Here is a 24,043-nt window from a genome sequence, read left to right as displayed (position 1 = left end):
TTGAATGAATCTATCTAAAAAGCAGGCTGAAGATCTGGTAATTCGATGTAAAAATAACGACCGTACGGCTCAGGAGGCTTTGTACAAGTTTTTTTATGCTGATATGTTACGGGTATGTTACAGCTATATTCCCGATAAGGACCTGGCCAAAGAGGCGTTCAATACCGGCTTTTTAAAGGTATTTCAATCCATTAACAACTTTGATATTGAAAAAGGCGAGTTAGGCGGCTGGATCAGGAAGATCATGATCTATACGGCTATCGACTTGTGCCGTAAAGAATTAAAATTCAGTACGCTTACACCTCATATTCAGGACCATGATGATGTTTTAATACCACCATCGGTTTTGGATAAACTATATTTCGAGGATATCCTCTTCAACATCCGCCAGCTGCCATTTGCCACACAAACTGTTTTCAACTTATCGGTAATGGATGGTTTTACGCATAAAGAGATTGGCGAACAACTCAATATAAGCGAGGGTACATCGCGCTGGCATTTAGCCGAAGCGAAAAGAAAATTAAGAGAATTGCTCGAAACATACCAGGGCGATTTGCCGGAGGAAAGGAGTAACAAGGCAAAATGAAAGACAGGGAATTACATTTGATGCTTTGCCAGAAACGCGATCAGCTTCGCATCAGCGATGATGCACAGCACGATTGGCTGGATATGCAAGCCATGCTGGATATGCATATGCCTATACCTGCTCCAACCACGGGTAACCCGGCGGCAGGCAACGGCGGAACAGCAGGCGCGGCTGGTATGTCGGGTATTAAGCTGTTTTCGATATTGTTAGTTACCCTTGGTGTGGCTGCCCTTACCTATTTCGCGATAAAAACCATTGCCACCAAAAGCCGTACCGAACAAAAAACAATTAAAACCATTAAGGATAGCAACAGCAATGCGCAATCGAAAGCAGTTAATTTAAGCCAGGCTGATGCCGATAGTTTGGATGCGTCACAAGCTGCGGCTGATCTGAACAACAGCAATACAGTTACATCAAGTCCCAATAAAACTCAAACCGCGCCATCGGCGAAAGCCAAAAACAATTATAATACGGTAACCAATACGGGTAATAGCGAACCTGTTAACTCAACCGCCAAAACCGGGCACACTGCGTTGGTTGATAACAATACAACTATTAATCGTACCCAAAACGGCACAGCCAGTAATAAAATAAAACCTGTTGTGCCTGGTAATCATACAACTGCAGCAGGTTCGGGCAGCCCTGTTTTTAACGGTAATGTAGTAAATACGCACGGCAGCTCAGTCAATAACAATACCATTAAAAAAACAGGGCCGGGTTTATTATCCAGTAAAATATCCGGTCGCGGTGTGGTGCCGCCTGCGCGTTTATCTTCAAGGACCGGCGGCGGTGCAGGTTTGCATAACCGCGCAGGTACTAGTGCTTTACACAATAACAATACCGCTGCAAGACATGGAAGAGGGCGTACGGTATACCCGGGCACATTAGCGGCAAACAATACATTGCGCACAAACCAAACATCACAAAAAGGCAGAAACATCCCTTCGGGCAAAAGGGATCAGCGCGATAAAACAGGTACTGAGCAGCACACGGATCCAACTGCCCCTGTTTTAGGTGCGGGTGGCAATACAACCGTAAAAAACAGCAATGGTGAAAACACAGTGCTAACAGAAGCAATACGAGCCAACCTGAAAGCAGAGCAATACCAGGCACCTGCTTTACCATCGTCATTGACAGATAAATTTAAAGATGAGCCAGGTAATACCCCGCCCGCTAAAAATGCTAACAACAAAGCAGCATCAGGCTCCAAAAACTCAAAAGTTGACTGGGGCATACTGGCGGGTGTAAATTCATCGGGGAGTTTTACAGGGAAAAGTCAAAACGCCAATTTTTACGGCAGTTTCCCGGTTGATCTGTATTTCGGTTTATTTGCTACTTATAATTTTTCCAATAAATGGGGGGTGAACTTAAGTATCAGGGGACTAAACCCGCAAAATGTATCGGGCACTTACTCACATAAAAACGAAAGTAAAAAAGACACGCTGCAAACGCTCGACATGAGCGACTCGCGTAAGCTCTATTTTATTGATGTACCACTGAACCTGGTGTTCAGGCCTGCTGCGGGTATCAGTATCAAAGCCGGGCCTGTTTTTAGCCTGCCGGTTAAACAGGCAAATGGCGTTAGCACCTTCCAAACAGGTAAGCTAAAAAAAGATTCGGCGTATTACGCAGGCGTTATCCAAACTATTAACGCTACCAACTATACGCAAAGCCTCAGTATGGGCCTTTCGGGCGGTGTAAGCTTTGAAACCGGGCGCTTTATTTTCGACGCCGCATATGTTACCAGCTTAAAAGGTGTAACCGTTGGCTCGTCGCTGGGGAGTTACACCACCAATGGCAGTTCGTTTTTATTTAGTGTGGGATTTAAGCTAAACAAGGCTAAAAAGTAGCGATACGCATAAATTATCGCGCAAAGGTGTTAAGACGCAAAGTTGCAACGGCTGCTTATACTTTTATGCATTTTTCTTTACCACAAAGCAATTGGCCATTTTATCGTGCAGGGCCTGGTGCGTAAGTGTAAAAGGGATGCTGATCAATAGCAGGTAAGCCAAAAAGCCAATAACAAACGACAACAGCTCGTAAGTTAATTTGCCAAGGTTACGCCCTGCGGCCTGCCCGAAACTTAAGCTATAACCCAGTTCATCAACAACGGCCAAACCAAAAATATATTTACCTACCGAGCCACGCATCCTGCTTGATTCGCATAGCGAGTGGTAAATAAACGTCACCAAAATAAAGGCAATCTGTACAACCAGTAATTCGTTATAATGGTGTTCAAAAATAGCGTGCATTTTTGCCTGGTCGCCAAGAGCATTTATCGGAAAAATGGCTTCAAGCTGCGCCATGTATTTTCCAAAAAAAATAGCGCCAAAAATGGAGGTGCCAAAAATAATTATGATCAGGTCGATAATAAACGCAGGCAGGCGCAAACGGTAACCGCGGGTATTTTCGATAGTGGGATAATAAATGCCTTCGCTTTTAAAATAATCGTCGAACTCGGATAAACTGTGGGCAGGTCTAAAATCGGTTTCATCAGGCGATAAAACCATATCGTCAGGTTCCAACGGCCTGTCCATTAATTCCTCGTCGGTAAAGGGGCCAAGTTTTTGGCCTTGCTTTAAAATAAAATACTCTCGGTTCATTGATTAACTAAGTGGGACTATAAGCAAAAATAAAAGTTTTTACATTAATACTTGAATCATTGCTTATTCACCATCCAGCACAAACCCTGCTATTTCTTTCAATTCATCATCAGTTAGGTTATTTTCTCCCTCAAAGCGCCATTCCTTTTTATCATTAACAATAATTTTACAAAGGGAAACCGGTTCAGTGTGCGGCTCCCAGGTACCGGCGGTTAAGCGGGCAGCCTCGGCCACATCAAATATTTCATTGGGTTGCCATGGATCATGTTGGTTTTGCAAAAAAAGCGGAGTTACCAATACTTCGCGACCCGAACCAGAAACATCATCATAAATTTTAATGCTGGCGTGTTGTGCAAGCATAGCGTTGATATTTGTAAATAATAACAACGCATGATGGTGCTTTTTGTTTTGTCAGATGTTAAAGAACAGTTTCACCAGGAAATATCTGCCGGGTATGGTATAACTATTTGAAGTAAACGTATTTGCCGATAGGTATAGTGCGTTGTACGTTCTGGTATCGAACAAATTATTGGCACTTAGCTCAATATCGATCTTAGGTTTATTGAACTTATACCTGGCGGTGGCATCGGCAAAAACATAGCTCAGATCATTAGCCTGGGTTTGCTGGGTAAAATAATGGTCGCCGGATAATTTGATGAACAACCTGTCGGAAGGATTATAGTTAACAGAGCCCTGCTGCTGCAACTGCTTTAAAACCGCGCTGTTGGCTTGCGCCGATGACTTACTGGTTACCTGGTTATAACTGGCCTTATAGCTCAGGTTTACCTGGTTATTGATCTTGGTATCAAAACCTGCACTAAGCGCTGTTGATATGGTGTTGTAAGGCAATAAAATACCGTTATAAAACTGGTTGGAGTGCGATGCCTGTACCCCTGCACCGGCACTAACCGTTGTGCGCAGGCTAAACACATATTTACTGATGTTACCGCTGATAGTGTACGAGTTGACCGAGTTTTCAAACGGCAGTACGATACGCTGCTGGATATTGTTGTTAATAATGCTCGACGAAATATTGTTTGATGTGGTGTGGATATATGAAGTATTGACGCCGAAAAAGAACAAAGTTAGCGCCTTGCGATAATTAAAGCCCAGCGTTGCAGCTTGTGTTTTGCGTTCGCTCAGATCGGCATTGTTGGCGTACAACGAGCGGTAGTTAACCAGGATATCTCCGGCGTAAATATCCTGTATGGTGCCCATATCGTTGCGAAGGCTGTAACCCAGGGTAAAGTAATTTTCAACCCCACTTTGATATTTGATGTTTACCCGCGGATTGAAATACAAACGGGTTAGCGATTTATCCAGGGCGAACAGCGGATCGCGGTAGCTGAGGTTTTGTAACGTGAGCGGTAAGGAGACAGTTACTTTTAAGATCTGGCCCGGAACATCATAATCGGCCTGGGCATATATTTTGCGACGGGTCCAGTCGAGGTTATTGCGGGTACTGTCCGAACCTAACTTTTCGCTGCCATTAGTTTGTACGGTAGTTAATGCCGATTGCAGTGTTTGTGATTGCAGGCTTAAACCCGCTTTGTACGATTGCGTAAAATTAGTGGATGGAAGCTTAAACGATACATAGTTATTGGTGAACCAGGTTGGGATACTGACATTTTGCACCAGTTGGCTGTACGGCACGTTTTTGTTAAAGATATCCGGTTCAAAGTTTGGTGCTATGATGCGGTTTTCGGGTTCGTCCAAACGGTTGATGTACGAATATACCTCTATAATGCGGTTGGACCTGAGTGTGTTCATCAGGTTAAACTCGTTCGAAAAATTAAAGGTATTGTCTCTGAAAACCTGGCTATAGTTTACCCCGTTGGTGGTGAGGTCGCTGTAACTGGTATTGTGGCTATAATCTGTCACCAACGAGTTATTGAGGTAATATTTATCCTTATTGATATTTAACAACAGCTGGCTGTGAAACAGATCGGGCTGGCGCCGGTTATGCTGATACTCGCTGTACTGGATGGTTTCGTTAGGTAAAAAAATACTGGTGTTTTTTTGATAATCCTGTTTCTGGGTATCGTGCAGGTAAGAGATATTGGCGCGCAACTGCATATCCTTTTTTACGTTCACCAGGTTGTTTAAATTAACTATTCCTGCCTGGTTAAACAGGTAGCGGTTACGAGGCAGGTCGGGGTCGCCGGCCGTACCTAACGACAGTACCGTACCCGGCACCTGGTTATCAATACGGTTCATGTAATCCGAAAAGTTATGCGATATCAGGTCGTAGGCTACATCGTTACCCGTATTATTACCCTTTAAATAATTAATGGCCTTGTACTTGTCTTTAAACATCATGGCATTAAGGTCTTCGTAGTACTTTCCGGGCAAACCGCCGCCAACGGTCTCCTGCCCTACCAATTGCAGTTTGGCTTCTTTTTTTATGGTGAGGTTAAGGGCAACATCATCGCTAACCACTTTATCCTTAAGCATTTTAACCGGCTGGTGGTTTTCCATTACCTGCACCTGGTCAACCACGCCGTTGGGGATATTGTTGGTAGCAATGTTATACTTATCATCCAGCAGGTTATCGCCGCCGATATACAGGTTTGAAATAGCCTTACCATTGTAACTTATCTTACCCGATTTATCCACATCCATGCCCGGCAGTTTTTTAATCACATCACCTATCACCCTGTCCTGCGGGTTGCTAAAGTCGGACACCTTATAGCTGATGGTATCGCCGCTTACTTTTAAATGTGGCCTGCCGCTTTTTACAGTGATAGCCTTTAGCTGGCCGTTATTGGCCTTTAATGTAAAATTATAGGGCGCAGTATAAGCTGTTACCGGTTTGCTGGCCTTATTAAAACCAACGCAGCTTACTTCGAGCATTAACCCATCTTTAGGCGCATCGGCAGGCACCGGCAGGTTATAGGCCCCCTTATCGGTGCATGATGTAAAGGCAATAATGAGATTGCCCGGCGCCTTTAATGTAATATTGGCAAAAGGCACGGCTTTGCCTACACTATCGGTTACATTACCCGTAATTTTTTGTGCGAGGGCTCCGGCCGTGATCATTACACAGCAAATGAGGGTCAAAATATGTTTCATAGCTGTGGGTTTACTTTTTTTCGGGCAACTCAATCGGGTTGTTGATCACGGTTTTATTTTCGGGACCTGCTTTTATGCTTATTTGCGGGCCGCCGCCATCTGCACGGTTAAATTTAACACCGCCGCCCATGCCTGCCAACGCCGATTGCATAAAGGCCTGCGGGTCTTTCCGCATAGCTTCCCTTAAATTATCATATTCCTTTTGCGTGGTTTTAATACCGTTGGCCGGAAGTGCAATGGCATTAGGATCCTGGTTATCATCGCCACCAAGCAGCACCATTACACGGCCGCCACGCTCTGATACCCCATTCTCAACTGAATTAGCATCGGGCGCCGATTTTACGATCTCTTCTACCCCATCAAATTTAAAGATCACCTCGTTTTTAACATCATGCGCCTCTACAATTAAACCCGGTAAGCCGCAAAGTTTCCACGGACCATTGCGGAACGGCAGATCAGGACAAAACCAGGCTACGTAATCGCGGCCCATAAAATGCCCGGTTGCTTTTTGGCAATGCAGATTAAAAATGGTTGCCGTATCGCTGCTTATTTTCCAGGCAATGGCCGGGTACGGCTCATCTATCAGGTAACTGTTGATCAGCTTTTCTTTACGTACCATTTTGTTGATGGTGGGAAACTGGAATATCTCGGTGGGGGTAACATTCGGGCCACCCGATTTAAAGTTCATCTGCCCCCCCATCGTACCCGATTTTTGCATATCGGCCATCTGCTTTTTCATCTGCTCCATTTGCAGCCGTTTATCATAGCTTTTGTATACACTGGCAGTTCGGCCAACTGCAAGCATCATATTTTCGGTATAGGGCTTATCGCGGTTCAGGGTATCGCGCACGTGGGTAAATTTATAGCGCAGTATCACCTGTGCTGAATCGGGTTTTTGTGCTATTGCCGATAAGGCAGTGAGCATTAAAACAATCGGGGTAAGTAATTTTGCTTTCATATCTGTAATGAGGCTTGATAGTTTTTTCGTGTTCAAATTAAATTAACAGATCAAACATAACTAAACATTTAGTTATTAACTAATCTTTTAGTTTGATTTAACAAATTTTAACAAAAGGATACAGAGAGATTAAATCAGCCGGTCCTTCATCACCAGCGTTCCGGCAATCATATCGTGCAGGCATTGCTGTTTTTTGTTGAAGAAATTGAACAGGTAGCCTGCGCCAAAAGGCAGTACAGAAAATATTTTGGCCAGGTTTCGTGCTGTGGCTTTGCCATAACTTATTGGCGTGGCATCCGCATCGCATACGCGGATATTTAAGATCATTTTACCGTAGGTTGCTTGCCGCGATGAGCCTTCCATCACGATATGGTATATGAGGTTGGTGACAGGAACGAGGATCAATATACTGGCGGATAGCAGTATCCGGATCAATTGGTCGCCGGTTATCAGTACACCGATACAAACGGGTATCAATATAACAGCCAATACCAGCAGCCAGTCGATAACGGCAGCCAGCAGGCGCTGGTCAAAACTGCCAAAGTATTGCGGCATTACCGGCTGGAACTTAAAACCGAACAGCGTTCGCAGTTCGGCTATCTCGTGTGCTTCTTTGTAATCATCCATGGCTTCGGTTTTTACAAAATCGCCGGAGCGGATACCCATCGCTTTTAACTGCGCGATGGTGTAAGGCCCTTCGGGCTTACCGTTAACAACCAGGATATATGCTTCGGCCATGTGTAAACAAAAAAAGGGAACAAATATTTGCTCCCTTTAAATCTATCAATTTTAATTAATAACGGATCACCTTCAGGTTTGACATCCCGGCTTCGAATGATACTTCGATCTTATTTGTAGCCTTGTCAAAACCCGGCGTTTCATAGCTATCATCATCCCTTTTATTAAAACCTTCGAGGTTTTTTGATGATAAGCCGGTATCTACGGTTACGTGGCAAGCCGCGCTTTTTGGAATGTACAACGTTACCGATGCCATGCCTGTTGAAATATCAACGCTGGTTTTTGCCAATGGCTGCCCCAGCTTAACCGTATATGATGAGGCTCCGCCCTGTATGGTTAAGTTTTTAACCTTAAAGGGCGACAGGTCGAAATCGGCCTTCGAGGCACCCGATTCCAGGTCGATATCCCACTCGGGATTTGAGTTCAGCTCGATATCAGCACGGTTTTCGCGTTTGTTATCAAAATGCCATGAGCTATGCTTATGCATATTCATATCAAAATCGATCTCGGCATGGGTGCTGTCGGTATGTGTTTTTAAACTGTAATGATTGTTATACTCTTTGGTTGTAGCTACAAACAGATCGTTGGTTACGCCTTTTAAACTATAAGTAGTGGCACCGCCGGTAATATTGAGTTTAGCCGTTTGCAAACCAGGTTTGTACGCCTGGCGGTAAATGCTGTTACCGTCAACTTTTACAACGGCACGCTCGCCGTTAGCGGTATCAATATCATCATCGTCGCGGTTATTGTCGTTATTGTTATAATTGCGGTCAAAGCGAAATACCCAGGCCGGCCATCCCCTATCGTGATGATTAAGACCAGAAACTATCAATATCGCCATACCGCCTACCAGTACTGCCATTTTTAAAATAATTGCCCAGGCCGAACGGTTATGTGCAAAAACCAGGTTAACGCCGCCAATGATGAGCAAGATGGGCCACAGACTGAAAAAGGTCCACCAGCTAAAATCGATCACCCCAAAGTTGTTGAGCAAAAATACAATGCCTATTATCACCAGGAGAGTACCCGGTACAAGTTTATCGCTTCTCATGGCTTAAATTATTTCAGGGTTATCGGTATTGGTTTCTTTGGTTTCGGGCGCAGGTGAGTTAACCTCCGGGTCTTGTTTCTTATCCCATGGCGCACTCTCAAAATGTTTCCGTTTATCGGGATTAAAAATAAGCACCAGGCCAATAATGATAAATATCACCGGCCAAAACCTGTGCAGCTCAAAATAAGGGATCAGGTCGAATTGATCGAGCAGGCAATAAGCGCCCAGCAGGATCAATATGGTACCGCCTATAATAGCAGCGCTGCTTGGTTTCTTTTTAACAAACATCAAATTACCGGGTTGGGGCGGTACGGTATAATCAACCAAAGGGTTGGCAAAATAGTCCTTTTTAGGTAGTACTATCCATAAAATAATATAAAGCATCCCACCTGTGCCTAACACTACCATTGCAAATACAAAGGCAACACGTACAAGGCTTACATCTACGTTAAAATAATCGGCAAGACCCGCGCAAACACCGCCAACTACTTTGGCGTTCTCATCGCGGTATAATTTGTTTTCCATGATTCAGTTTTAATTAATTGTTATTTAGTTAATTTATAACTGACCCGAAACCGGCGTGACCATGATCTCATCAACATTTGCGCCGGGTGACATTTTATAGGCGCAAACTATTGCCGAAGCAATATCATCAGGCGATACAAACTTGTCGGCCGAAAGGCTTGTATCAGTCCATGATTCCGTTAACGTCGATCCCGGCAAAACACTGGTTACTTTAACACCATATTCCTGCATTTCGAGTCGCATTACCTTAATTAGACCATGCAGTGCGAATTTAGTTACAGTATATGTTCCGGCTTGTACAACCGGGTTTATGGCTGCTACCGAGCAAATGGTAAAAATGTGCCCTTTGCCTGCTGCCATCATGGTTTTACCAAAATAACGGTAAAGCTCATAGGCGGGCATCAGGTTAACACCGATCAGTTTTCCGAAGGTATCTTCCTCATCATCCAGTATGCTCGAGGGCTCGTAGATGCCTACGTTGTTAACGATGACGCTGATAAAACCCAGCTCCTGCTCGGCGTATCCGGCGAAAGCCAAAACCTCTTCTTTAACACCAACATCGGTTGCCCGGATAATGACCCTGATATCAGGGTTAAGCTGCTTTAGCTCTTCCTGAAAAAGTAACAATTCGGAGTAATTGCGCGAACAAAGTGCCATGTTTAATCCTTGTATGGCGAAAGCTTTGGCAATTGCACGGCCCATGCCTTTGGTAGCGCCGGTAATGATGAGGTTGTTCATATTTTAAATTTAGACATAACAAAGCAATGTTACCCATATTACGTTATATATAGGTCAAACATTTGCCGAAAAAGTGTATTTTAGCCCACAATCTAACCATAAGGAATGCTTTATAATCTTGGACGCTACATTTTATTATTACGATTAGCTTTTAAAAAACCCGAAAAATTCAGCGTTTACTGGGCCGAGGTGATGCGCGAAATGGTATCGACGGGAATTGGCTCGTTGGGTATTGTGGCCATTATATCGGTGTTTATAGGTGCAGTTGCTACTATACAAACGGCTTTCCAGCTGGTAAGCGACCTGATCCCGAAAACGATTGTGGGTACCATTACCCGCGATTCGACCATATTGGAGTTTAGCCCTACCATATCGGCGCTGGTACTGGCCGGCCGGGTAGGTTCGAGCATTGCCTCGCAAATTGGCACCATGCGCGTAACCGAACAGATTGACGCGCTCGAAATTATGGGGGTTAACGCTCCCGGATACCTCATATCGCCTAAAATTATAGCGGGTGTTGTTACCATCCCCTTCCTCACCATTATATCAATTTGCCTGGGTTTGGTTGGCGGTTATATTGCCTGCGCGGCATCAAGCGAGGTATCGCCATCTGATTATATTACCGGCTTAACCGATGGCTTTAAGGTGATCATTTTACAGGTATCGATGGTAAAGGCTACCGCTTTTGGTTTTATCATTACCTCTATTTGCGCCTACCAGGGTTTTTACACCTCGGGAGGGGCGCTTGAAGTTGGCCAGTCGGCCACCAAGGGTGTGGTTTACAGCTGTATCATGATCTTATTTGCCGACCTGGTTGTATCACGTATAATGTTATGATAGAGACGATAAACATCCATAAAACTTTTGGCGATAACCAGGTATTGCGTGGTATTGATGCTCAGTTTAAAGCCGGTAAAAACAACCTCATTATCGGCGGCTCAGGGTCGGGTAAAACCACCCTGCTGAAGTGTATTGTGGGCCTGCATAAACCTACCGAAGGCGAAGTGATATACGATGGCGAGAACTTTACCAAAATGCATTTTGTGGAGCGCGTACCCATCCGCAAACAAATAGGGATGCTTTTTCAAAGCTCAGCATTGTTCGACTCTATGAGCGTGCAGGACAATATCATTTTCCCGCTTAACCTGTTTACCACCATGAGTAAAGCTGAAAAGATTGACCGGGCCAATTTTTGTTTGGAGCGCGTTAACCTTGTGGGAAAGAATAAGCTTTTTCCGGCTGAGCTTTCGGGCGGGATGAAAAAACGGGTGGGTATTGCACGTGCCATATCCATGCAGCCTAAGTATTTATTTGTGGATGAGCCAAACTCGGGCCTCGACCCTAAAACATCCATCCTGATAGATGAACTGATAGCTGAGATAACCCAGGAATACCAAACCACCACGGTGATCGTAACGCACGATATGAACTCGGTAATGGGTATTGGCGACCATATTATTTTTTTACACGATGGTAAAAAATGGTGGGAAGGCACCAATAAAGAGATCGCCCATACCGACAACCAGGAGCTGAACGACTTTGTGTTTGCCAGTAAATTTATGCAGGCAGCAAGGGAAAAGCTTTGACCGCTGATTTGTTGTGATTTTTTGATTTCGCTGATTTTGCCTGGCTTGGTTGAATTCTATTAGCGATTAAGGCCGGTGATAACACCGACCTTAGCCTGAAATTATATTTAGTTGGTGTGGCTCACAAATGCGGACCACAGCTTAGCTTTCGCGCTTTAGTTCGTGTTGCAGGCACACTACGCCTGAGCTAAAAACATGCGTTTTAACAAGTTTTAACAGCTGCCTTGTTTTAATACCTTTAAACACTGCAATCCCTTCGCCCAACAATACCGGGTTAACGAAAAGCCAGCATTCATCGATCAGGTCTTCTGCCAGAAGGGTATGCGCCGCGGAAGGGCTTCCGAATAACAGGATGTCTCCTGTGGTTTCCTGCTTTAACTTGTTAATGGCAGCGGGAAGGTTCTTCCCGATCACTGTTGTATTGGTGAATGCTGCCTGGTCAAGCGTATTTGACAACACTACTTTGTGCGCACTCTTATACCAGGCCGCATGTACCTTATCGTGCTTGGATGCGTTGGGCTGCTCCGCCGCCGTTGGCCAGTAGCTTTCCATCATCTCAAAGGTAACCCTGCCATATAATGCCGTGTTGGTTTTAGCGATCCTTTCTTCAACATAATCAAAAATTTCCTGTTCTACATGGATCCAATTCATTTCGCCTTTTTTACCGGCAGCAAAGCCATCCAGCGACGTATGCATGAATAATACAATTTTTCCCATATTGGTTGTTGGTTTAATTAGCTTGTTTGTTAATGCTTTTTTGGAGTAATATTTTATTTATGATACAAATCTAAGGGATATCGGTAATAGAATTAAGGGGGGAAACCGACAAATAACGGGTAATTTACGACAACTATCAATTTGCCACGCCCCAGGCTTTAAAACAGACAATTTAATAACAATACGATACAATTAACTCGCAATTAATCAGAAAGTTGATTGTATTTTTTCTCCAAAAAAATAAATAATCTGATAAAATATCTTAATATTTGATGATATCTAATCACATTATCATAACCTTTAAAAACTTAAAAAATGGACGGAACTATTGGAGAGATCCGCATGTTTGCGGGCAATTTCGCACCCCAAAACTGGCTTTACTGCGACGGGCAGTCATTACAGATCATGCAGTACCAGGCATTATATTCGCTGCTTGGTATTACTTTTGGCGGCAACGGCACAACTACTTTTAACCTCCCTGATTTTAGAAGCCGGGTACCTGTTCACCGCGGGCACGGCACAGGGCTTTCGCAATACAATATGGGCCAAATAGCCGGAGTAGAGAATGTAGCGTTAACGGTGTCGCAGATCCCGACCCATACTCACAATGTTAACGCCAGTTCGGCACTTGCAACTGTAGCTCCGGCATCGGGAAATTTAATTGCATCGTCAACTAAAACCACTTTAAATTTTGCTCCCGGAACTACCAAACCGGATGTTATGCTTTCTGCCGACACCATAAACCCCGCCGGTCAATCGCAGGCGCATAACAATATACAGCCTTTGCTGGTAGTTGGGTTTATTATTTGTGTGAACGGAATGTTCCCGGTAAGGCCAAGCTAATATTCAAAAAAGCGCATAAAAAAGGCCCGTAGTTACGGGCTTTTTTTATGACAGTATTTGTCAAATAACATCCGTAATGCTTTATTATCTGCAGAAATTTTAGTATATTTATTGAGGAAGATAGAGGATGCCGGAGTTATGAATCAGGAAAAAATTCTTACAATTCCCCCCCATGTTAATAATTGAATGACTGAATTTTGAATGATTAAATATAGAAAGAATAACGTTCTTTGATCTATTTGCAAACACAAGGTGGGTATACCCACCTTATACCCCCCTGTTTTATGGGTGCTAAAAATTAAAAACCCCTGCTGTGGGCTTAAAATAAGGAATTGAAAAAGTATTTGTAAAAAATACCGACAAATACCCCCCTCTTACAGAAGCAGTAATCAAGAGCGAAGAAACAAGACTAAAATGTGTTACTGTTCTAACTTTACTTAAAATATGAAAGCGGGATGGTCTTCCACATACCATGGGATAATCCGCCGGTGAGCAGCTCGTAAATAATGTATAGCGGCCAGAAAATATAGCTCAGTAACAGGTACAGCAAGTTGTGGTTATAATACCAGTTCACCATTAAGGTGTATATACCTAATGCCAGGTAAAGGAGGCTTGAATCTCTGCTTTTCATGGTAACGAATGTTTTTCTGTATTTAAACTAAATTTTACGGATTTTGTTACAAATCACAGAAGCAAAGAAGTTTGATTCCTGGATAGAGAACAAGGCCACCGCACAATGGTTCGACAAACTCACCATGACACCCTGTTTTTAATAGTTTATTACCGGGTTGATTTAGCGAAGTATTTGCCCATGGCTTTTTCCAGTACTTCGTCCATGTGGTAAGCATCGTAGTAAAATTGCAGCTCGCCTTTGTCATCGGGCAGACAGGTATAATAATCTATAAATACCTGCACGCCTTTATTGGGCACATCCAGAAATTTTGATTTGAGCTGAAAACCCGGTGCCAGGCGCGCCTGTTGCATTTTAGCATATTTTGCTTTGTTTACAGAGTCGCGCGGCGCAAGGCCAACCTCCATACGGATGCCGTCCATACGCGTGGTATCGCCAATGAGCTGCTGTGCCAGCATCAATGGGTCCTGCACCCGCACACAACCATGACTAATGGCGCGCCAGGGTTTTAAAAAACCGGCCTTGTTATTGGTATCGTGCAGGTAAATACCTGCCTCGTTCTCAAAGATGAATTTCAATTTGCCGAGGGCATTCTGATCACTGGCATCCTGCTGAAACCTGAACGGCATTTTATCGCGGGCTATGCGGCTCCAGTTTATGGTATCGGGGTCAACCTCACGGTCGGTATACTTGCTGTAAACCCGGATGTTATTGTCGGCCAGGTAATCGGGGTTCTTTTGGATATTGAAGTAGGTTTCGCTTTGCGCGATGCTGCTCGGGATACTCCAGGTTGGGTTAAGCTGTATAGTGGTTACCCGGCTGTTTAAAATGGTGGTTTCGTGGTTTGCAGGCTTATCGTCAAGTTTCCGGGTTTCCAGGTAGTGCAAAAGTTGTGCATCGTAATTAGGGCCCTTGGGTTCGCCTACGCAAACCTTCATGCTCAATACCGGCTTACCATTTTCGATCCACTGCAAAGTAAACGATGGGATATTGACGAAGATGTACTTGCTTTCCTTTTCGGGATTTTGCCAGCGCAGGCGCTCCATATTGAGCTTGATGATGCGCATACGCTGCATTTTACCGCTATCCACATAATTGGTATTGATAGCAGCCAATGCTTTTTTCAATGCCAGATATGCCGGGCTTTGCGGCTGGATATCATGCAAAAAAACCGCCATATCGGGTGTATTGAACACCGACTGGTAGAAAGCGCTATCGGGCCGTTTAGGCACCATATCATACCTGCGGTACAGGCTATGCGGGTTAACCACGCCAAAGTGCACCACCCCCGAATAGTTGAGGAACGCGCTTGCCGTTATGATCTCCAGTTTAGCAAACACCGGGTAAACCTGTGTAATATTGGTAAAACGGTTGGCATGTATTTGGTTGAGCAGCGCGGTGATCTGCCCGGGATGAAACATCACGGTATCCAGGCCATGCTCGTTGGCCCGGCTCAAATACTGCACCAGTGTATTGATCTGTCCGTTAACCAAAAACTGGTTTACAAAATGCGGCTCGTTGTTCTGTTCGGTATAGAATTTTTCAATCACGTCGGTATGGCGCAACCGGGGCTTTAACGCGGCAAACTGCTTTTTAAATTCGGCATGATAGGCAGCGGTATCAAAATCCTCGTAGGTTTTGTTTTGATAGCGTTCGTATAGTTTACCGGCAATTTCGGGTTTATGTTTACAACCCGATATAACGGCAACAATGATGAGCAGAAACAAGAAAGAACGCTTAAATAGGATTTTAGCCATGTAATCAATAGATCAAAAAGATCGATGCAAAATTAGACAAAATTTGTAGCCCTTATCAATTTATTAGTATCATTATAAAATACTTAGCCGGTTTAATATTCCATGTCCGCATTTAACAAAGCAGAAATACCATTACTGACACTGCTGCTGCCATTTTTAGCAGGGCTGGCTTTTGCCATTATTTTTCGGTACGATGGGTTTATGTTTTGGTTGTATACCTTGTTTTACGTATTACTCGCGGTGTTTGTTGTATGCAATATCGCGTATCGCAAACTCAACATTTACAAAGCCAAATGGATAGGCGGCCTGATAGTAAACCTATTGCTTTTACTGGCCGGGGTGTGCTGTATTGAAGCGAGGCGCGAGATCAATTTTGCGGATCATTTTTCAAAAACCACATCAGACCACCTGCTTATCCGCATCAGCAACGAGCCTAAACTTAGTTCAAACGTTTTACGCTTTACGGCCCTGGTTGAGCAGGCCAAAAGTAAAAACGTTGTCCATCCCGTTACCGGAAGCCTGATGGTATCCGTCCGCGTAGACAGCGCATCAAAAAACAATTTTGTTTATGGTGATGAATTGCTTATCCCGGCAAACTTTACCCCGGTTGAACCGCCTTTAAACCCCGCAGAGTTTAACTATAAAGCTTACCTGGCGCACCAAAATATTTACCAGCAAAGTTTTTTAGCGGCGCAACAGGTTGTGATCATCAATCATAACCAGGGAAACGTATTGGTAAGTAGCGCCCTGAGATTGCGCAGGCACTTTGTTGAAAAACTACGCAACAGCATCCGCGATACTGATGCGCTGGCTGTAGCCTCGACCATTATTTTAGGTTACCGGGCAGATCTGCGTAAAGAGGTGCAGGAAGCGTATTCAAAAACCGGTACTATGCATCTGTTATCGGTTTCGGGTATGCATGTTGGCTTAATTTATTTGCTCATCAGTTTTATACTGGTGTTTTTACCGCCGCAAAAGTATGGCCGGGTTATCAAAGCCATCTTATCAATTACGGCTATCTGGTGTTACGCGCTTATTACCGGGTTTTCGCCGGCAGTTTGCCGGGCATCGCTTATGCTGACCTTTTTTATTGTGGGCTTTGCCTTTAACCGGCATATCAACCGGCTCAACCTGTTAGCCGTATCGGCATTTATATTGCTCCTGTATAATCCTTTCCTGATCACCGATGCAGGTTTCCAGCTTTCCTATCTCGCGGTTTTCGGCATCATCATACTGCAACCTGTTATTTATAAATGGGTTACTGTTAAAAGTAAACTGGCTAAAGAGATGTGGATGGTTTGTTCGGTATCCATATCTGCCCAGGTCATCCTGTTCCCGGTAAGCGCGTTTTACTTTCACGATTTCCCGGTTTTGTTTTTGGTAAGCAACCTGTTTATTATCGTACCATCACTCATTGTGATGTACGGTGGCATTGCTTATCTTATTTTGCCTAACATCCCTGTAATTTCGTCGGCCTTAGCCTGGTTTATTGAGAAAACCATCGTAATAATGACCCGAACCTTATCTGCAATTGAGCATGCACCATTGGGCAGCATCAATAAAATATGGCTCAACCCAGTGGAATCCGTTTTATTTTATGGCTTACTGATCAGTGCGTTTTATGTGGTGGTTAACAAAAACAAAAGACCCTTAAAAGTAAGTTTTTTGCTGCTGGCGTTTATCGCGATAAGCATAAGTATAAAGCGTTACTATGCGATGAACACCAATAGCATTACGTTTTTTAGTTTACGGAAAAACACGGCTATTTTATTGAGGAATGGCGAGCAGGCTGTATTAGTAACCGATCTAACCCCTCAGGACAAAAACTATCAATACTCTATACAGCCGTACCTGGATAGCTGTAAGATAACCAGTCTGCAAAACATCAGTCTTACAGGCAATATCAGCTATAATTACATGGCCAAGCAACGGGGTTTAGTGCAGTTTGGCGATAAAAAAATATTGATCATAGATAAGGCAACATCCAATAATTTATTTGCAGGGAAGATAAATTTGGATTATATTTACATTACCGGCAGCCCTAAAACTGACCTTGCCTGGTTAAAACGAAACTATAATTTTAAGACGCTGATAGTTGACGGCCATAACTCAAATAACCTGATCAGCAAATTACAAGCGGAGGCCCTATTAGCTAAAGCAGATTTAAAAACTCTGAAGCGTAACAATTCGATCATTATCGTATCTAAACGTTAAACAATAAATAAAACCAATAAACTTCCAGTAAAAAAACTGATCAATGAACATGCTAACCATTAAAACAATCGCCCTTGGCCTTGCGCTTACTACTACAGTAATTGCAGCAAAAGCACAAAAAACCTATACACAAGGTACTGCTACCTATAACATTAACGCCATGGGTCAGGATGTTGAAGGCAAATCCTATTTCACTGCCGATAGCTCATCATTTCAATATTCGGCAGGCCCGGCAACCATTAAAATGATCACGACCACAAAAAACGATTATTTTGCTATTTTGGTTGATGTACCTGTAGCATCGATGAAAAAAGCCGCTATTGCAACTCCGGGCGAGATAGAAGAGGCCGGCGACTCTGAGCCAACCTATGCTTTTACAGCCACTACCGAAACCAAAAAGATAGGTGATTACAACTGCACAAAATATATTGCTAAGGACACTAAAACCAACACTTCGTACGATCTGTGGGTTACAACTGATATTAGCGCACCAAGTAATATTTTAACCCGCAGCTTTGCCACAGTAAAAGGTGTGCCTGTACAATTTTCGTACATACCAGCAGGTGCCAAAGTGGCCCAGGCTGTTACCTTAAAATCTATCAGCGACGAAAAAGTACCTGCAGGCACTTTTAAAATAGATGCAGGTTACGACAAAATATCATTATCAGACCTGAAAGCCATGGGTGGCCGCAAACAATAACAGCAACTTGTTATTGTACACATTAAGCCGATGTTAAATTAACTTTTAACATCGGCTTAATTACTTATTTTTGTGCCCATGCTAAAGAATCTCGTTGTTTTATTTAGATTCCTTGTTTTTTGGCTGCTGTTTTTTGCGTTAACGCGAATCTCGTTCGAGATCTATTTTCGCAGTAAGCTTAAAATAGCCAGCTTTAAAGAGATCCTTGAATCGTTCTTATATGCCCTCAGGCTCGATCTTTCTACCGCTGCTTACATTACCGTTATACCGTTATTAGTTGCCATTACTGTTTGGTTTATACCAGGGGCAAAAGTTAAACCTATATTCTTCAAGCTGTATATCTGGCTTTGTTTATTACTGGTTTGTTTCTTAACTATACTCGATTATAACATCTTCCAGGAATGGAGCACTAAAGTCAATTACCGCGTTTTTGATAGTATTATCCACCAATTTTCCGAGTCGCTGGCCTCAAGCGGGTCGGCCCCGATAGTTCCCTGTATCATCATTGGAGTGGTGCTGTTAGCATTAGGTGTTTTGCTATCAAACTGGCTCATCGACTATCGCTACAAAGCGCCGCATGTAAAAACAGCATCAAAAATTGCGTATTCGGCGGTATTGATCTTCGTTACCATTACAGCAATGCGCGGCGGCTGGCAAACTACTCCGGCCAACCAAAGTATGGCTTACTTTTCGTCGAAGCAGATACTTAACCAATCGGCATTAAACACCGAGTGGAACCTGTTTGATAACATATTTGAGAACTTACGGGCAGCACATAACCCTTATATGTTTATGGCGCCAAAAGAAGCCGATAGCCTTTCGCGCTCGTTATTTATGCAAAAGGCCGATACCACTTTGCATATCCTGAAAACCAAACGGCCAAACATTGTTATTTTTCAGTTGGAGAGTTTTACGGCCGATGTGATCGAATCATTAGGTGGTGATAAAGGCGTATGTCCAAATTTCGAAAAATTTATCCAGCATGGTGTGTTGTTTGATAGTGTTTATGCTGCCGGCGACCGTACCGATAAAGGCATGGTAGCCATACTAAGCGGTTTTCCATCGCAAGCCATTCGCACCATTATCACCAATAATACCAAGCAGGAAAAACTACCTGCCATACCCGAAGTGTTGGTACCGGTAAACTATAAAACATCTTACTTTTATGGTGGCGAGGTAGAGTACATGAATTTCAAATCGTACATGCTGACACATAAAATAGCGCATATTACCGGTATGAATAATTTCGATCGCAGCCTGGTAGATTCAAAATGGGGCGTTAACGACGGTACTTTGCTGGATACACACATCCAATACCTGAACACGGAGCAGCAGCCGTTCTTTTCGCTGGTTGAAACATTAACCAACCACGAGCCTTTTGACATGCCGGCCAAAGCGCATTTCCCTGGCGCAAACGTATCCAACAAGTTCAGAAGCACGGCTTATTATACCGACTCGTGCCTTAACGCTTATTTTGAGCATGCCAAAACACAGCCCTGGTATAAAAACACTTTGTTCATTTTGGTTGCCGATCATGGCCATCGTTTACCGCGTAACACTTCCGAATCATACCAACCTTCGAAATATCATATTCCGCTGTTGTTTTTTGGCGATGCAATCAAAGAGCAATACCGTGGCATGAAAGTGAGCAAACTGGGTAATCAAACCGATATTGCGGCAACGTTGCTGGCACAGTTAGATCTGCCTTACGATCAGTTCAAGTGGTCAAAAGATCTGCTGAACCCTGGTAGCAAACCTTTTGCATTTTTTGATTGGGATAATGGTATGGGCTTTATGCTTAACGGGCAAACCATATCGTTTGATAACCTGGGCAAACAGGTAGTGTATATCCAAAATCCTAAAGCCGATAAAGCTACTAACGAAAAAGCCCTGCTTTACAGCAAGGCCTTTTTGCAACAGATCTTTACAGAGTATATGGCTTATTAGGCAGCATTAACTTCCTCTTTCAAGCCCTTTATCCAGTTATTGAACAAACCGGTTTCAATCTCAACTGCTTTATCGGCATGTACTTGCCAGTCGGTCGAAAAGGATTTAAGCTGGTTGATCATTTCTTCCAGGTGGCCTTCTTCTTCCAGTATGATGGATTTTACGTTCACCTTGCTGCCTGCATCATCCAAAGCTTGCTGGTAAACCGGGTAAAGTTCGTCAGCCCGTACCTCAATAGCATAAGTAACCAGCAGGTATGCTGCAAAACGCAACTCGCCACCGCTCAGGTTTAATTCGTTCTTTAAATATCTGCAAACTTCAACATCCAGGTAATTGAGATAGTATTTGCTGTGCCCCGGTGCCAGCAGGTATTCGCGGGCGTAGGTTGGGCAAAAATCCTTGCCTAATTTCTCCAATTGCTTTTTCAGGTAAAAAGCATGGCGATGTTCTTCGGCAGCATGTTTTAGTATAATATAGGTAACGTTAACCGTATCCTCACTTGCCGAAATTTTTCGCGCGCCGGTATTCTCCATCAGCGAAAGCGTATTGAGCCAGCGGGCGTGCATATCGGTATCGGCAACTATCGTTCTTAATAAATTTTCCATAATCGGTTTTAAAACGTATTTAAAGCGTCTTCTATTTTGCTGTAAATATAGCCGAGCTGATCATTGCTAATGCAATACGGGGGTAAAATGTACAGTACATTGCCTAACGGCCTCAAAATAATGCCGGCATCCAAAAAGTATTGATACAGCTTGTCGCGAAGAGTGCTGAAGTACGAAGTTCCTGCCCCCGTTTCCCATTCAATGGCAATAACGGTACCGGTTTGGCGCACTTCTTTAACCTTAGGATGTCCCTTTATTTTTTCACCAAATTGCCGGTGACTGGCTACTATCCTTTTGATATTGGCCATTGTTTCGGGCTGCAGAAACAGATCCATACTGGCTAAAGCCGCGGCGCAAGCCACGGGGTTTGCCGTAAACGAGTGCCCATGAAACAGCGTTTTATGTTTATCATCCGAAAGGAAAGCATCATAAATTTGCTGCGTACAGGTTGTTATCCCCAGTGCCATGGTGCCGCCGGTAAGGCCTTTAGAAAAGCACATTACATCGGGCTGTTGCTGCAGATGATCGCAGGCAAAGCGCTCGCCCGTGCGGCCGAAACCCGTCATCACTTCGTCGGCAATGGTAAACACCTGTTCAGCGCGGCAATGAGCCATCAGCTCGTCCAGGTAGCTGGCTTCATACATCAGCATACCACCCGAACCCTGCAGCAACGGTTCAAAAATAAAGCAGGCTAAGTCGGATTTGAGATGTGAGATGTGAGATTTGAGACTATCTATGTTTCCCGCATTGGGCAGATCAATGAACTCCACATCAAACAGCAGGTTATCAAACGGTTTGGTAAAGGCACTGCGCCCGCTTACTGCCATCGCACCAAAGGTATCGCCGTGGTACGCGTTTTTAAAGGCAAGCATTTTACTGCGTTTGTGGCCCTTGTTGCTCCAGTATTGCAGGCACATTTTTATGGCAACCTCGACTGCTGTTGAGCCATTATCCGAATAGAAAACTTTAGCCTGGTTATCGGGTATGATCTGTAAAAGGCGTTCGGCTAATTCAACTGCCGTGGGGTGTGTAAAGCCCGCAAATATTACATGCTCCAATACTTTTAATTGGGCGGCTACCTTTTCGGCAATGTACGGGTGCGCATGCCCATGAATATTTACCCACCATGACGACACCGCATCGATATAACTTTTGCCGTTCTCATCAAAAAGCAACACACCCTCTCCCCTCACTACCGGGATAGGTGGCATGGCCGTTTGCATTTGCGTGTAAGGGTGCCATATTACTTTTAAATCGCGTTCCGTTAAATTCATAATTGTTTATGCATCAGTCCAACCACATACTGATCTACCGGAAAGGTCAGGTCTTCTTTTCTCAACTCACTTATCTTTACCCACCTGAAACTTTGCAGTACATCACCTTCCCCATCAAAATCAAACTGCTCAGATTTGATAACCAATTTTACCGGCTGTATATTTTTTACCAGGTAATAAACGCTGATCAGCTGCGACTCGTTAAATATCGACTTGACAAAAAAATCGGTCGTGTAAAAATGCTTTACCATGCCGATCTCCATATCACACTCTTCAATAAACTCGCGTTTCAATCCGTCTATCAAACCTTCGCCAAACTCCAAACCACCGCCCGGAAATTTGGAGAACCGCTTGCCAAACTCCTGTTCGTCGCTGATCAATACTTCGTTCTCGTCGTTGATCAACAGGCCGTATACTCTAACGTTAAATGGGTGCATTATTCAAAGTGTTTTTTGTTACGTGTTACGTTCTCCATTGTCCATTCAATATCTTTCGTTTTCACTTCCGAACGGATGGGGCAATTAGGCATCCTGCAATAATGGCAGCATTCGGGTATACAAGGGTCGGTGTGGATAAACAATTCGGTTTTAACACTCACCCCGACATTGATCAGCCGGTCAACTTGTTTAACCTCATCGTGCACTTTGTTCAGATCAAAATAATTAGGCAGTGTCATGTGGCAATCAATATGCAGCTCGTTACCATACTTTTGCGCACGCAGATTGTGTATATCAATCCAGTCTTCTTTGCGCTGATCATTCAATACTTTAACAATCCCCTCTACCATTTTCAGATCGGCCTCGTCCATCAATCCGCCAACAGATTTCCGCGTAAGCTTATAACCGGTATAAACAATGTATAAAGCCACTACAATAGACAGTACATTATCCAGCAAAACAATGTTAGTGAAGTAGATCAAAACAAGGCCGATCACCAAGCCGGCGCTGGTAACCATATCTGTGATCAAATGCCGGCCATCAGCATCAAGGGTTATTGAATTTAGCGATCTCCCTTTCTGTATCAGGTACCAGCCAAGTACACCGTTAACAACGCCGGTTGCGCCGATAATGGAGGCCCCAAGCAATATTTCGTGCACAGGGTGTGGGCTCAGCAAACCATAAACCGATTTAAAAATAATGATAGTACCGGCTATCAGGATAAGTATCCCTTCCACAAAAACCGAAAAGAACTCCACTTTACCATGTCCGTAAGGGTGGTTAACATCTTTAGGCTGAGCCGCTAAATAAATGCTGAAAAAAGCAAACGCGCTGGCCAGTACATTTACAATACTTTCAGCCGCATCGGTTAATATAAAGTTTGAATTGGTTAAAAAGTATGCGGTAAATTTGGCCGCCATTAATATGGCACCCGTAATAAGCGAAATCAGGATTATACGGCGCTGTTCTTGCAAAACTGTTTAATTTGGGGCAAACTTAGGCAAATTTTCCATCTTAGCTTTTTCGCAGGGCACAATGTTGAAATTTTACAACTTTCATAT

Annotated in this window: 23 protein-coding genes; 8 read left to right on the top strand and 15 right to left on the bottom strand. The window is 43.7% G+C overall.

What is annotated here, in order from left to right:
• The first annotated feature begins 4 nt into the window (after positions 1 to 4).
• A complete protein-coding gene (locus ACFGVR_RS14665) occupies positions 5 to 586 on the top strand; it encodes an RNA polymerase sigma factor (protein WP_448698062.1) in 582 nt (193 codons plus the stop codon).
• Positions 583 to 2,436: an outer membrane beta-barrel protein gene (locus tag ACFGVR_RS14660; RefSeq protein WP_448698061.1), complete on the top strand. Its 1,854-nt coding sequence runs from the start codon at positions 583 to 585 to the stop codon at positions 2,434 to 2,436. The genes ACFGVR_RS14665 and ACFGVR_RS14660 overlap by 4 nt, the downstream gene beginning before the upstream one ends.
• 63 nt (positions 2,437 to 2,499) lie before the next feature.
• On the opposite strand, the gene ACFGVR_RS14655 is transcribed toward ACFGVR_RS14660, so the two are convergent.
• From ACFGVR_RS14655 to ACFGVR_RS14620, 8 genes are all read right to left on the bottom strand, one after another.
• A complete protein-coding gene (locus tag ACFGVR_RS14655; RefSeq protein WP_448698060.1) occupies positions 2,500 to 3,189 on the bottom strand; it encodes an RDD family protein in 690 nt (229 codons plus the stop codon).
• Positions 3,190 to 3,252: 63 nt separating this feature from the next.
• Positions 3,253 to 3,549 carry a hypothetical protein gene (locus tag ACFGVR_RS14650; protein WP_448698059.1) on the bottom strand — a complete coding sequence of 99 codons (297 nt, stop codon included), beginning with the start codon at positions 3,547 to 3,549 and terminating at the stop codon, positions 3,253 to 3,255.
• A gap of 51 nt (positions 3,550 to 3,600) precedes the next feature.
• Positions 3,601 to 6,261, bottom strand: coding sequence for a TonB-dependent receptor (locus ACFGVR_RS14645; protein ID WP_448698058.1), 2,661 nt, complete (start codon positions 6,259 to 6,261; stop codon positions 3,601 to 3,603).
• A gap of 10 nt (positions 6,262 to 6,271) precedes the next feature.
• Positions 6,272 to 7,219: a GLPGLI family protein gene (locus ACFGVR_RS14640; protein WP_448698057.1), complete on the bottom strand. Its 948-nt coding sequence runs from the start codon at positions 7,217 to 7,219 to the stop codon at positions 6,272 to 6,274.
• A 129-nt stretch (positions 7,220 to 7,348) separates the two neighbouring features.
• Complete coding sequence (locus tag ACFGVR_RS14635; RefSeq protein WP_448698056.1) at positions 7,349 to 7,957, bottom strand: RDD family protein; 609 nt, start codon at positions 7,955 to 7,957, stop codon at positions 7,349 to 7,351.
• Positions 7,958 to 8,012: 55 nt separating this feature from the next.
• The gene (locus tag ACFGVR_RS14630) at positions 8,013 to 9,008 is read right to left on the bottom strand and encodes a LiaI-LiaF-like domain-containing protein (RefSeq protein ID WP_448698055.1); all 996 of its coding nucleotides are present in this window, start codon (positions 9,006 to 9,008) and stop codon (positions 8,013 to 8,015) included.
• Positions 9,009 to 9,011: 3 nt separating this feature from the next.
• Positions 9,012 to 9,533: a PspC domain-containing protein gene (locus ACFGVR_RS14625; RefSeq protein WP_448698054.1), complete on the bottom strand. Its 522-nt coding sequence runs from the start codon at positions 9,531 to 9,533 to the stop codon at positions 9,012 to 9,014.
• A gap of 33 nt (positions 9,534 to 9,566) precedes the next feature.
• Entirely contained in the window at positions 9,567 to 10,271 is a 705-nt protein-coding gene (locus ACFGVR_RS14620; protein ID WP_448698053.1) for an SDR family oxidoreductase, read from the bottom strand.
• Between the two features lie 105 nt (positions 10,272 to 10,376).
• Between ACFGVR_RS14620 and ACFGVR_RS14615 the strand changes: the two genes are divergently transcribed.
• Together ACFGVR_RS14615 and ACFGVR_RS14610 are read left to right on the top strand one after the other, a co-directional pair.
• Positions 10,377 to 11,108, top strand: coding sequence for an MlaE family ABC transporter permease (locus ACFGVR_RS14615; RefSeq protein ID WP_448698052.1), 732 nt, complete (start codon positions 10,377 to 10,379; stop codon positions 11,106 to 11,108).
• Positions 11,105 to 11,857, top strand: a complete 753-nt coding sequence (locus ACFGVR_RS14610) for an ABC transporter ATP-binding protein (protein ID WP_448698051.1) — start codon at positions 11,105 to 11,107, stop codon at positions 11,855 to 11,857. The genes ACFGVR_RS14615 and ACFGVR_RS14610 overlap by 4 nt, the downstream gene beginning before the upstream one ends.
• Before the next feature lie 141 nt (positions 11,858 to 11,998).
• On the opposite strand, the gene ACFGVR_RS14605 is transcribed toward ACFGVR_RS14610, so the two are convergent.
• Positions 11,999 to 12,574 carry a dihydrofolate reductase family protein gene (locus ACFGVR_RS14605; protein ID WP_448698050.1) on the bottom strand — a complete coding sequence of 192 codons (576 nt, stop codon included), beginning with the start codon at positions 12,572 to 12,574 and terminating at the stop codon, positions 11,999 to 12,001.
• 315 nt (positions 12,575 to 12,889) lie between these two features.
• Between ACFGVR_RS14605 and ACFGVR_RS14600 the strand changes: the two genes are divergently transcribed.
• Entirely contained in the window at positions 12,890 to 13,417 is a 528-nt protein-coding gene (locus ACFGVR_RS14600; protein WP_448698049.1) for a phage tail protein, read from the top strand.
• Positions 13,418 to 13,850: 433 nt separating this feature from the next.
• Here the strand turns inward: ACFGVR_RS14600 and ACFGVR_RS14595 are convergent, their stop codons facing one another.
• Both ACFGVR_RS14595 and ACFGVR_RS14590 read right to left on the bottom strand, forming a co-directional pair.
• Complete coding sequence (locus tag ACFGVR_RS14595; RefSeq protein WP_448698048.1) at positions 13,851 to 14,048, bottom strand: hypothetical protein; 198 nt, start codon at positions 14,046 to 14,048, stop codon at positions 13,851 to 13,853.
• Between the two features lie 149 nt (positions 14,049 to 14,197).
• The gene (locus ACFGVR_RS14590) at positions 14,198 to 15,805 is read right to left on the bottom strand and encodes a L,D-transpeptidase family protein (RefSeq protein ID WP_448698047.1); all 1,608 of its coding nucleotides are present in this window, start codon (positions 15,803 to 15,805) and stop codon (positions 14,198 to 14,200) included.
• Between the two features lie 102 nt (positions 15,806 to 15,907).
• On the opposite strand from ACFGVR_RS14590, the gene ACFGVR_RS14585 reads away from it, so the two are divergent.
• From ACFGVR_RS14585 to ACFGVR_RS14575, 3 genes are all read left to right on the top strand, one after another.
• Complete coding sequence (locus tag ACFGVR_RS14585) at positions 15,908 to 18,019, top strand: ComEC/Rec2 family competence protein (RefSeq protein ID WP_448698046.1); 2,112 nt, start codon at positions 15,908 to 15,910, stop codon at positions 18,017 to 18,019.
• A gap of 43 nt (positions 18,020 to 18,062) precedes the next feature.
• Complete coding sequence (locus ACFGVR_RS14580; RefSeq protein WP_448698045.1) at positions 18,063 to 18,719, top strand: hypothetical protein; 657 nt, start codon at positions 18,063 to 18,065, stop codon at positions 18,717 to 18,719.
• A 78-nt stretch (positions 18,720 to 18,797) separates the two neighbouring features.
• Complete coding sequence (locus ACFGVR_RS14575) at positions 18,798 to 20,666, top strand: LTA synthase family protein (protein ID WP_448698044.1); 1,869 nt, start codon at positions 18,798 to 18,800, stop codon at positions 20,664 to 20,666.
• On the opposite strand, the gene ACFGVR_RS14570 is transcribed toward ACFGVR_RS14575, so the two are convergent.
• Genes ACFGVR_RS14570 through ACFGVR_RS14555 form a run of 4 tightly spaced genes read right to left on the bottom strand, consistent with a single transcriptional unit; the run spans position 20,663 to position 23,956 of the window.
• A complete protein-coding gene (locus ACFGVR_RS14570; RefSeq protein ID WP_448698043.1) occupies positions 20,663 to 21,271 on the bottom strand; it encodes a hypothetical protein in 609 nt (202 codons plus the stop codon). The two genes, ACFGVR_RS14575 and ACFGVR_RS14570, sit on opposite strands and share 4 nt — an antisense overlap.
• A gap of 8 nt (positions 21,272 to 21,279) precedes the next feature.
• Positions 21,280 to 22,545 carry an adenosylmethionine--8-amino-7-oxononanoate transaminase gene (gene bioA / locus ACFGVR_RS14565; protein ID WP_448698042.1) on the bottom strand — a complete coding sequence of 422 codons (1,266 nt, stop codon included), beginning with the start codon at positions 22,543 to 22,545 and terminating at the stop codon, positions 21,280 to 21,282.
• Complete coding sequence (locus ACFGVR_RS14560; RefSeq protein WP_448698041.1) at positions 22,542 to 22,982, bottom strand: NUDIX domain-containing protein; 441 nt, start codon at positions 22,980 to 22,982, stop codon at positions 22,542 to 22,544. Before ACFGVR_RS14560 ends, bioA begins: the two co-directional genes overlap by 4 nt.
• Positions 22,982 to 23,956 (bottom strand): cation diffusion facilitator family transporter, encoded by a 975-nt coding sequence (locus tag ACFGVR_RS14555; RefSeq protein WP_448698040.1) that lies wholly within the window; start codon positions 23,954 to 23,956, stop codon positions 22,982 to 22,984. Before ACFGVR_RS14555 ends, ACFGVR_RS14560 begins: the two co-directional genes overlap by 1 nt.
• Positions 23,957 to 24,043: the final 87 nt, after the last annotated feature.

The sequence above is a fragment of the Mucilaginibacter aureus genome (genome assembly GCF_053514885.1).
The sequence above is the reverse complement of the archived record's forward strand: the minus strand, read 5'-3'. Positions and strand labels throughout refer to the sequence as shown.

Excerpts from the sequence above, each read along its gene's own strand:
- bioA (WP_448698042.1), bottom strand. The coding sequence starts at position 22,545 with ATGAATTTAACGGAACGCGATTTAAAAGTAATATGGCACCCTTACACG.
- ACFGVR_RS14640 (WP_448698057.1), bottom strand. The coding sequence starts at position 7,219 with ATGAAAGCAAAATTACTTACCCCGATTGTTTTAATGCTCACTGCCTTA.
- ACFGVR_RS14605 (WP_448698050.1), bottom strand. The coding sequence starts at position 12,574 with ATGGGAAAAATTGTATTATTCATGCATACGTCGCTGGATGGCTTTGCT.
- ACFGVR_RS14665 (WP_448698062.1), top strand. The coding sequence starts at position 5 with ATGAATCTATCTAAAAAGCAGGCTGAAGATCTGGTAATTCGATGTAAA.
- ACFGVR_RS14630 (WP_448698055.1), bottom strand. The coding sequence starts at position 9,008 with ATGAGAAGCGATAAACTTGTACCGGGTACTCTCCTGGTGATAATAGGC.
- ACFGVR_RS14600 (WP_448698049.1), top strand. The coding sequence starts at position 12,890 with ATGGACGGAACTATTGGAGAGATCCGCATGTTTGCGGGCAATTTCGCA.
- ACFGVR_RS14585 (WP_448698046.1), top strand. The coding sequence starts at position 15,908 with ATGTCCGCATTTAACAAAGCAGAAATACCATTACTGACACTGCTGCTG.
- ACFGVR_RS14625 (WP_448698054.1), bottom strand. The coding sequence starts at position 9,533 with ATGGAAAACAAATTATACCGCGATGAGAACGCCAAAGTAGTTGGCGGT.
- ACFGVR_RS14575 (WP_448698044.1), top strand. The coding sequence starts at position 18,798 with ATGCTAAAGAATCTCGTTGTTTTATTTAGATTCCTTGTTTTTTGGCTG.
- ACFGVR_RS14615 (WP_448698052.1), top strand. The coding sequence starts at position 10,377 with ATGCTTTATAATCTTGGACGCTACATTTTATTATTACGATTAGCTTTT.
- ACFGVR_RS14570 (WP_448698043.1), bottom strand. The coding sequence starts at position 21,271 with ATGGAAAATTTATTAAGAACGATAGTTGCCGATACCGATATGCACGCC.
- ACFGVR_RS14610 (WP_448698051.1), top strand. The coding sequence starts at position 11,105 with ATGATAGAGACGATAAACATCCATAAAACTTTTGGCGATAACCAGGTA.
- ACFGVR_RS14580 (WP_448698045.1), top strand. The coding sequence starts at position 18,063 with ATGAACATGCTAACCATTAAAACAATCGCCCTTGGCCTTGCGCTTACT.
- ACFGVR_RS14655 (WP_448698060.1), bottom strand. The coding sequence starts at position 3,189 with ATGAACCGAGAGTATTTTATTTTAAAGCAAGGCCAAAAACTTGGCCCC.
- ACFGVR_RS14620 (WP_448698053.1), bottom strand. The coding sequence starts at position 10,271 with ATGAACAACCTCATCATTACCGGCGCTACCAAAGGCATGGGCCGTGCA.
- ACFGVR_RS14560 (WP_448698041.1), bottom strand. The coding sequence starts at position 22,982 with ATGCACCCATTTAACGTTAGAGTATACGGCCTGTTGATCAACGACGAG.
- ACFGVR_RS14645 (WP_448698058.1), bottom strand. The coding sequence starts at position 6,261 with ATGAAACATATTTTGACCCTCATTTGCTGTGTAATGATCACGGCCGGA.
- ACFGVR_RS14635 (WP_448698056.1), bottom strand. The coding sequence starts at position 7,957 with ATGGCCGAAGCATATATCCTGGTTGTTAACGGTAAGCCCGAAGGGCCT.
- ACFGVR_RS14650 (WP_448698059.1), bottom strand. The coding sequence starts at position 3,549 with ATGCTTGCACAACACGCCAGCATTAAAATTTATGATGATGTTTCTGGT.
- ACFGVR_RS14595 (WP_448698048.1), bottom strand. The coding sequence starts at position 14,048 with ATGAAAAGCAGAGATTCAAGCCTCCTTTACCTGGCATTAGGTATATAC.
- ACFGVR_RS14590 (WP_448698047.1), bottom strand. The coding sequence starts at position 15,805 with ATGGCTAAAATCCTATTTAAGCGTTCTTTCTTGTTTCTGCTCATCATT.
- ACFGVR_RS14660 (WP_448698061.1), top strand. The coding sequence starts at position 583 with ATGAAAGACAGGGAATTACATTTGATGCTTTGCCAGAAACGCGATCAG.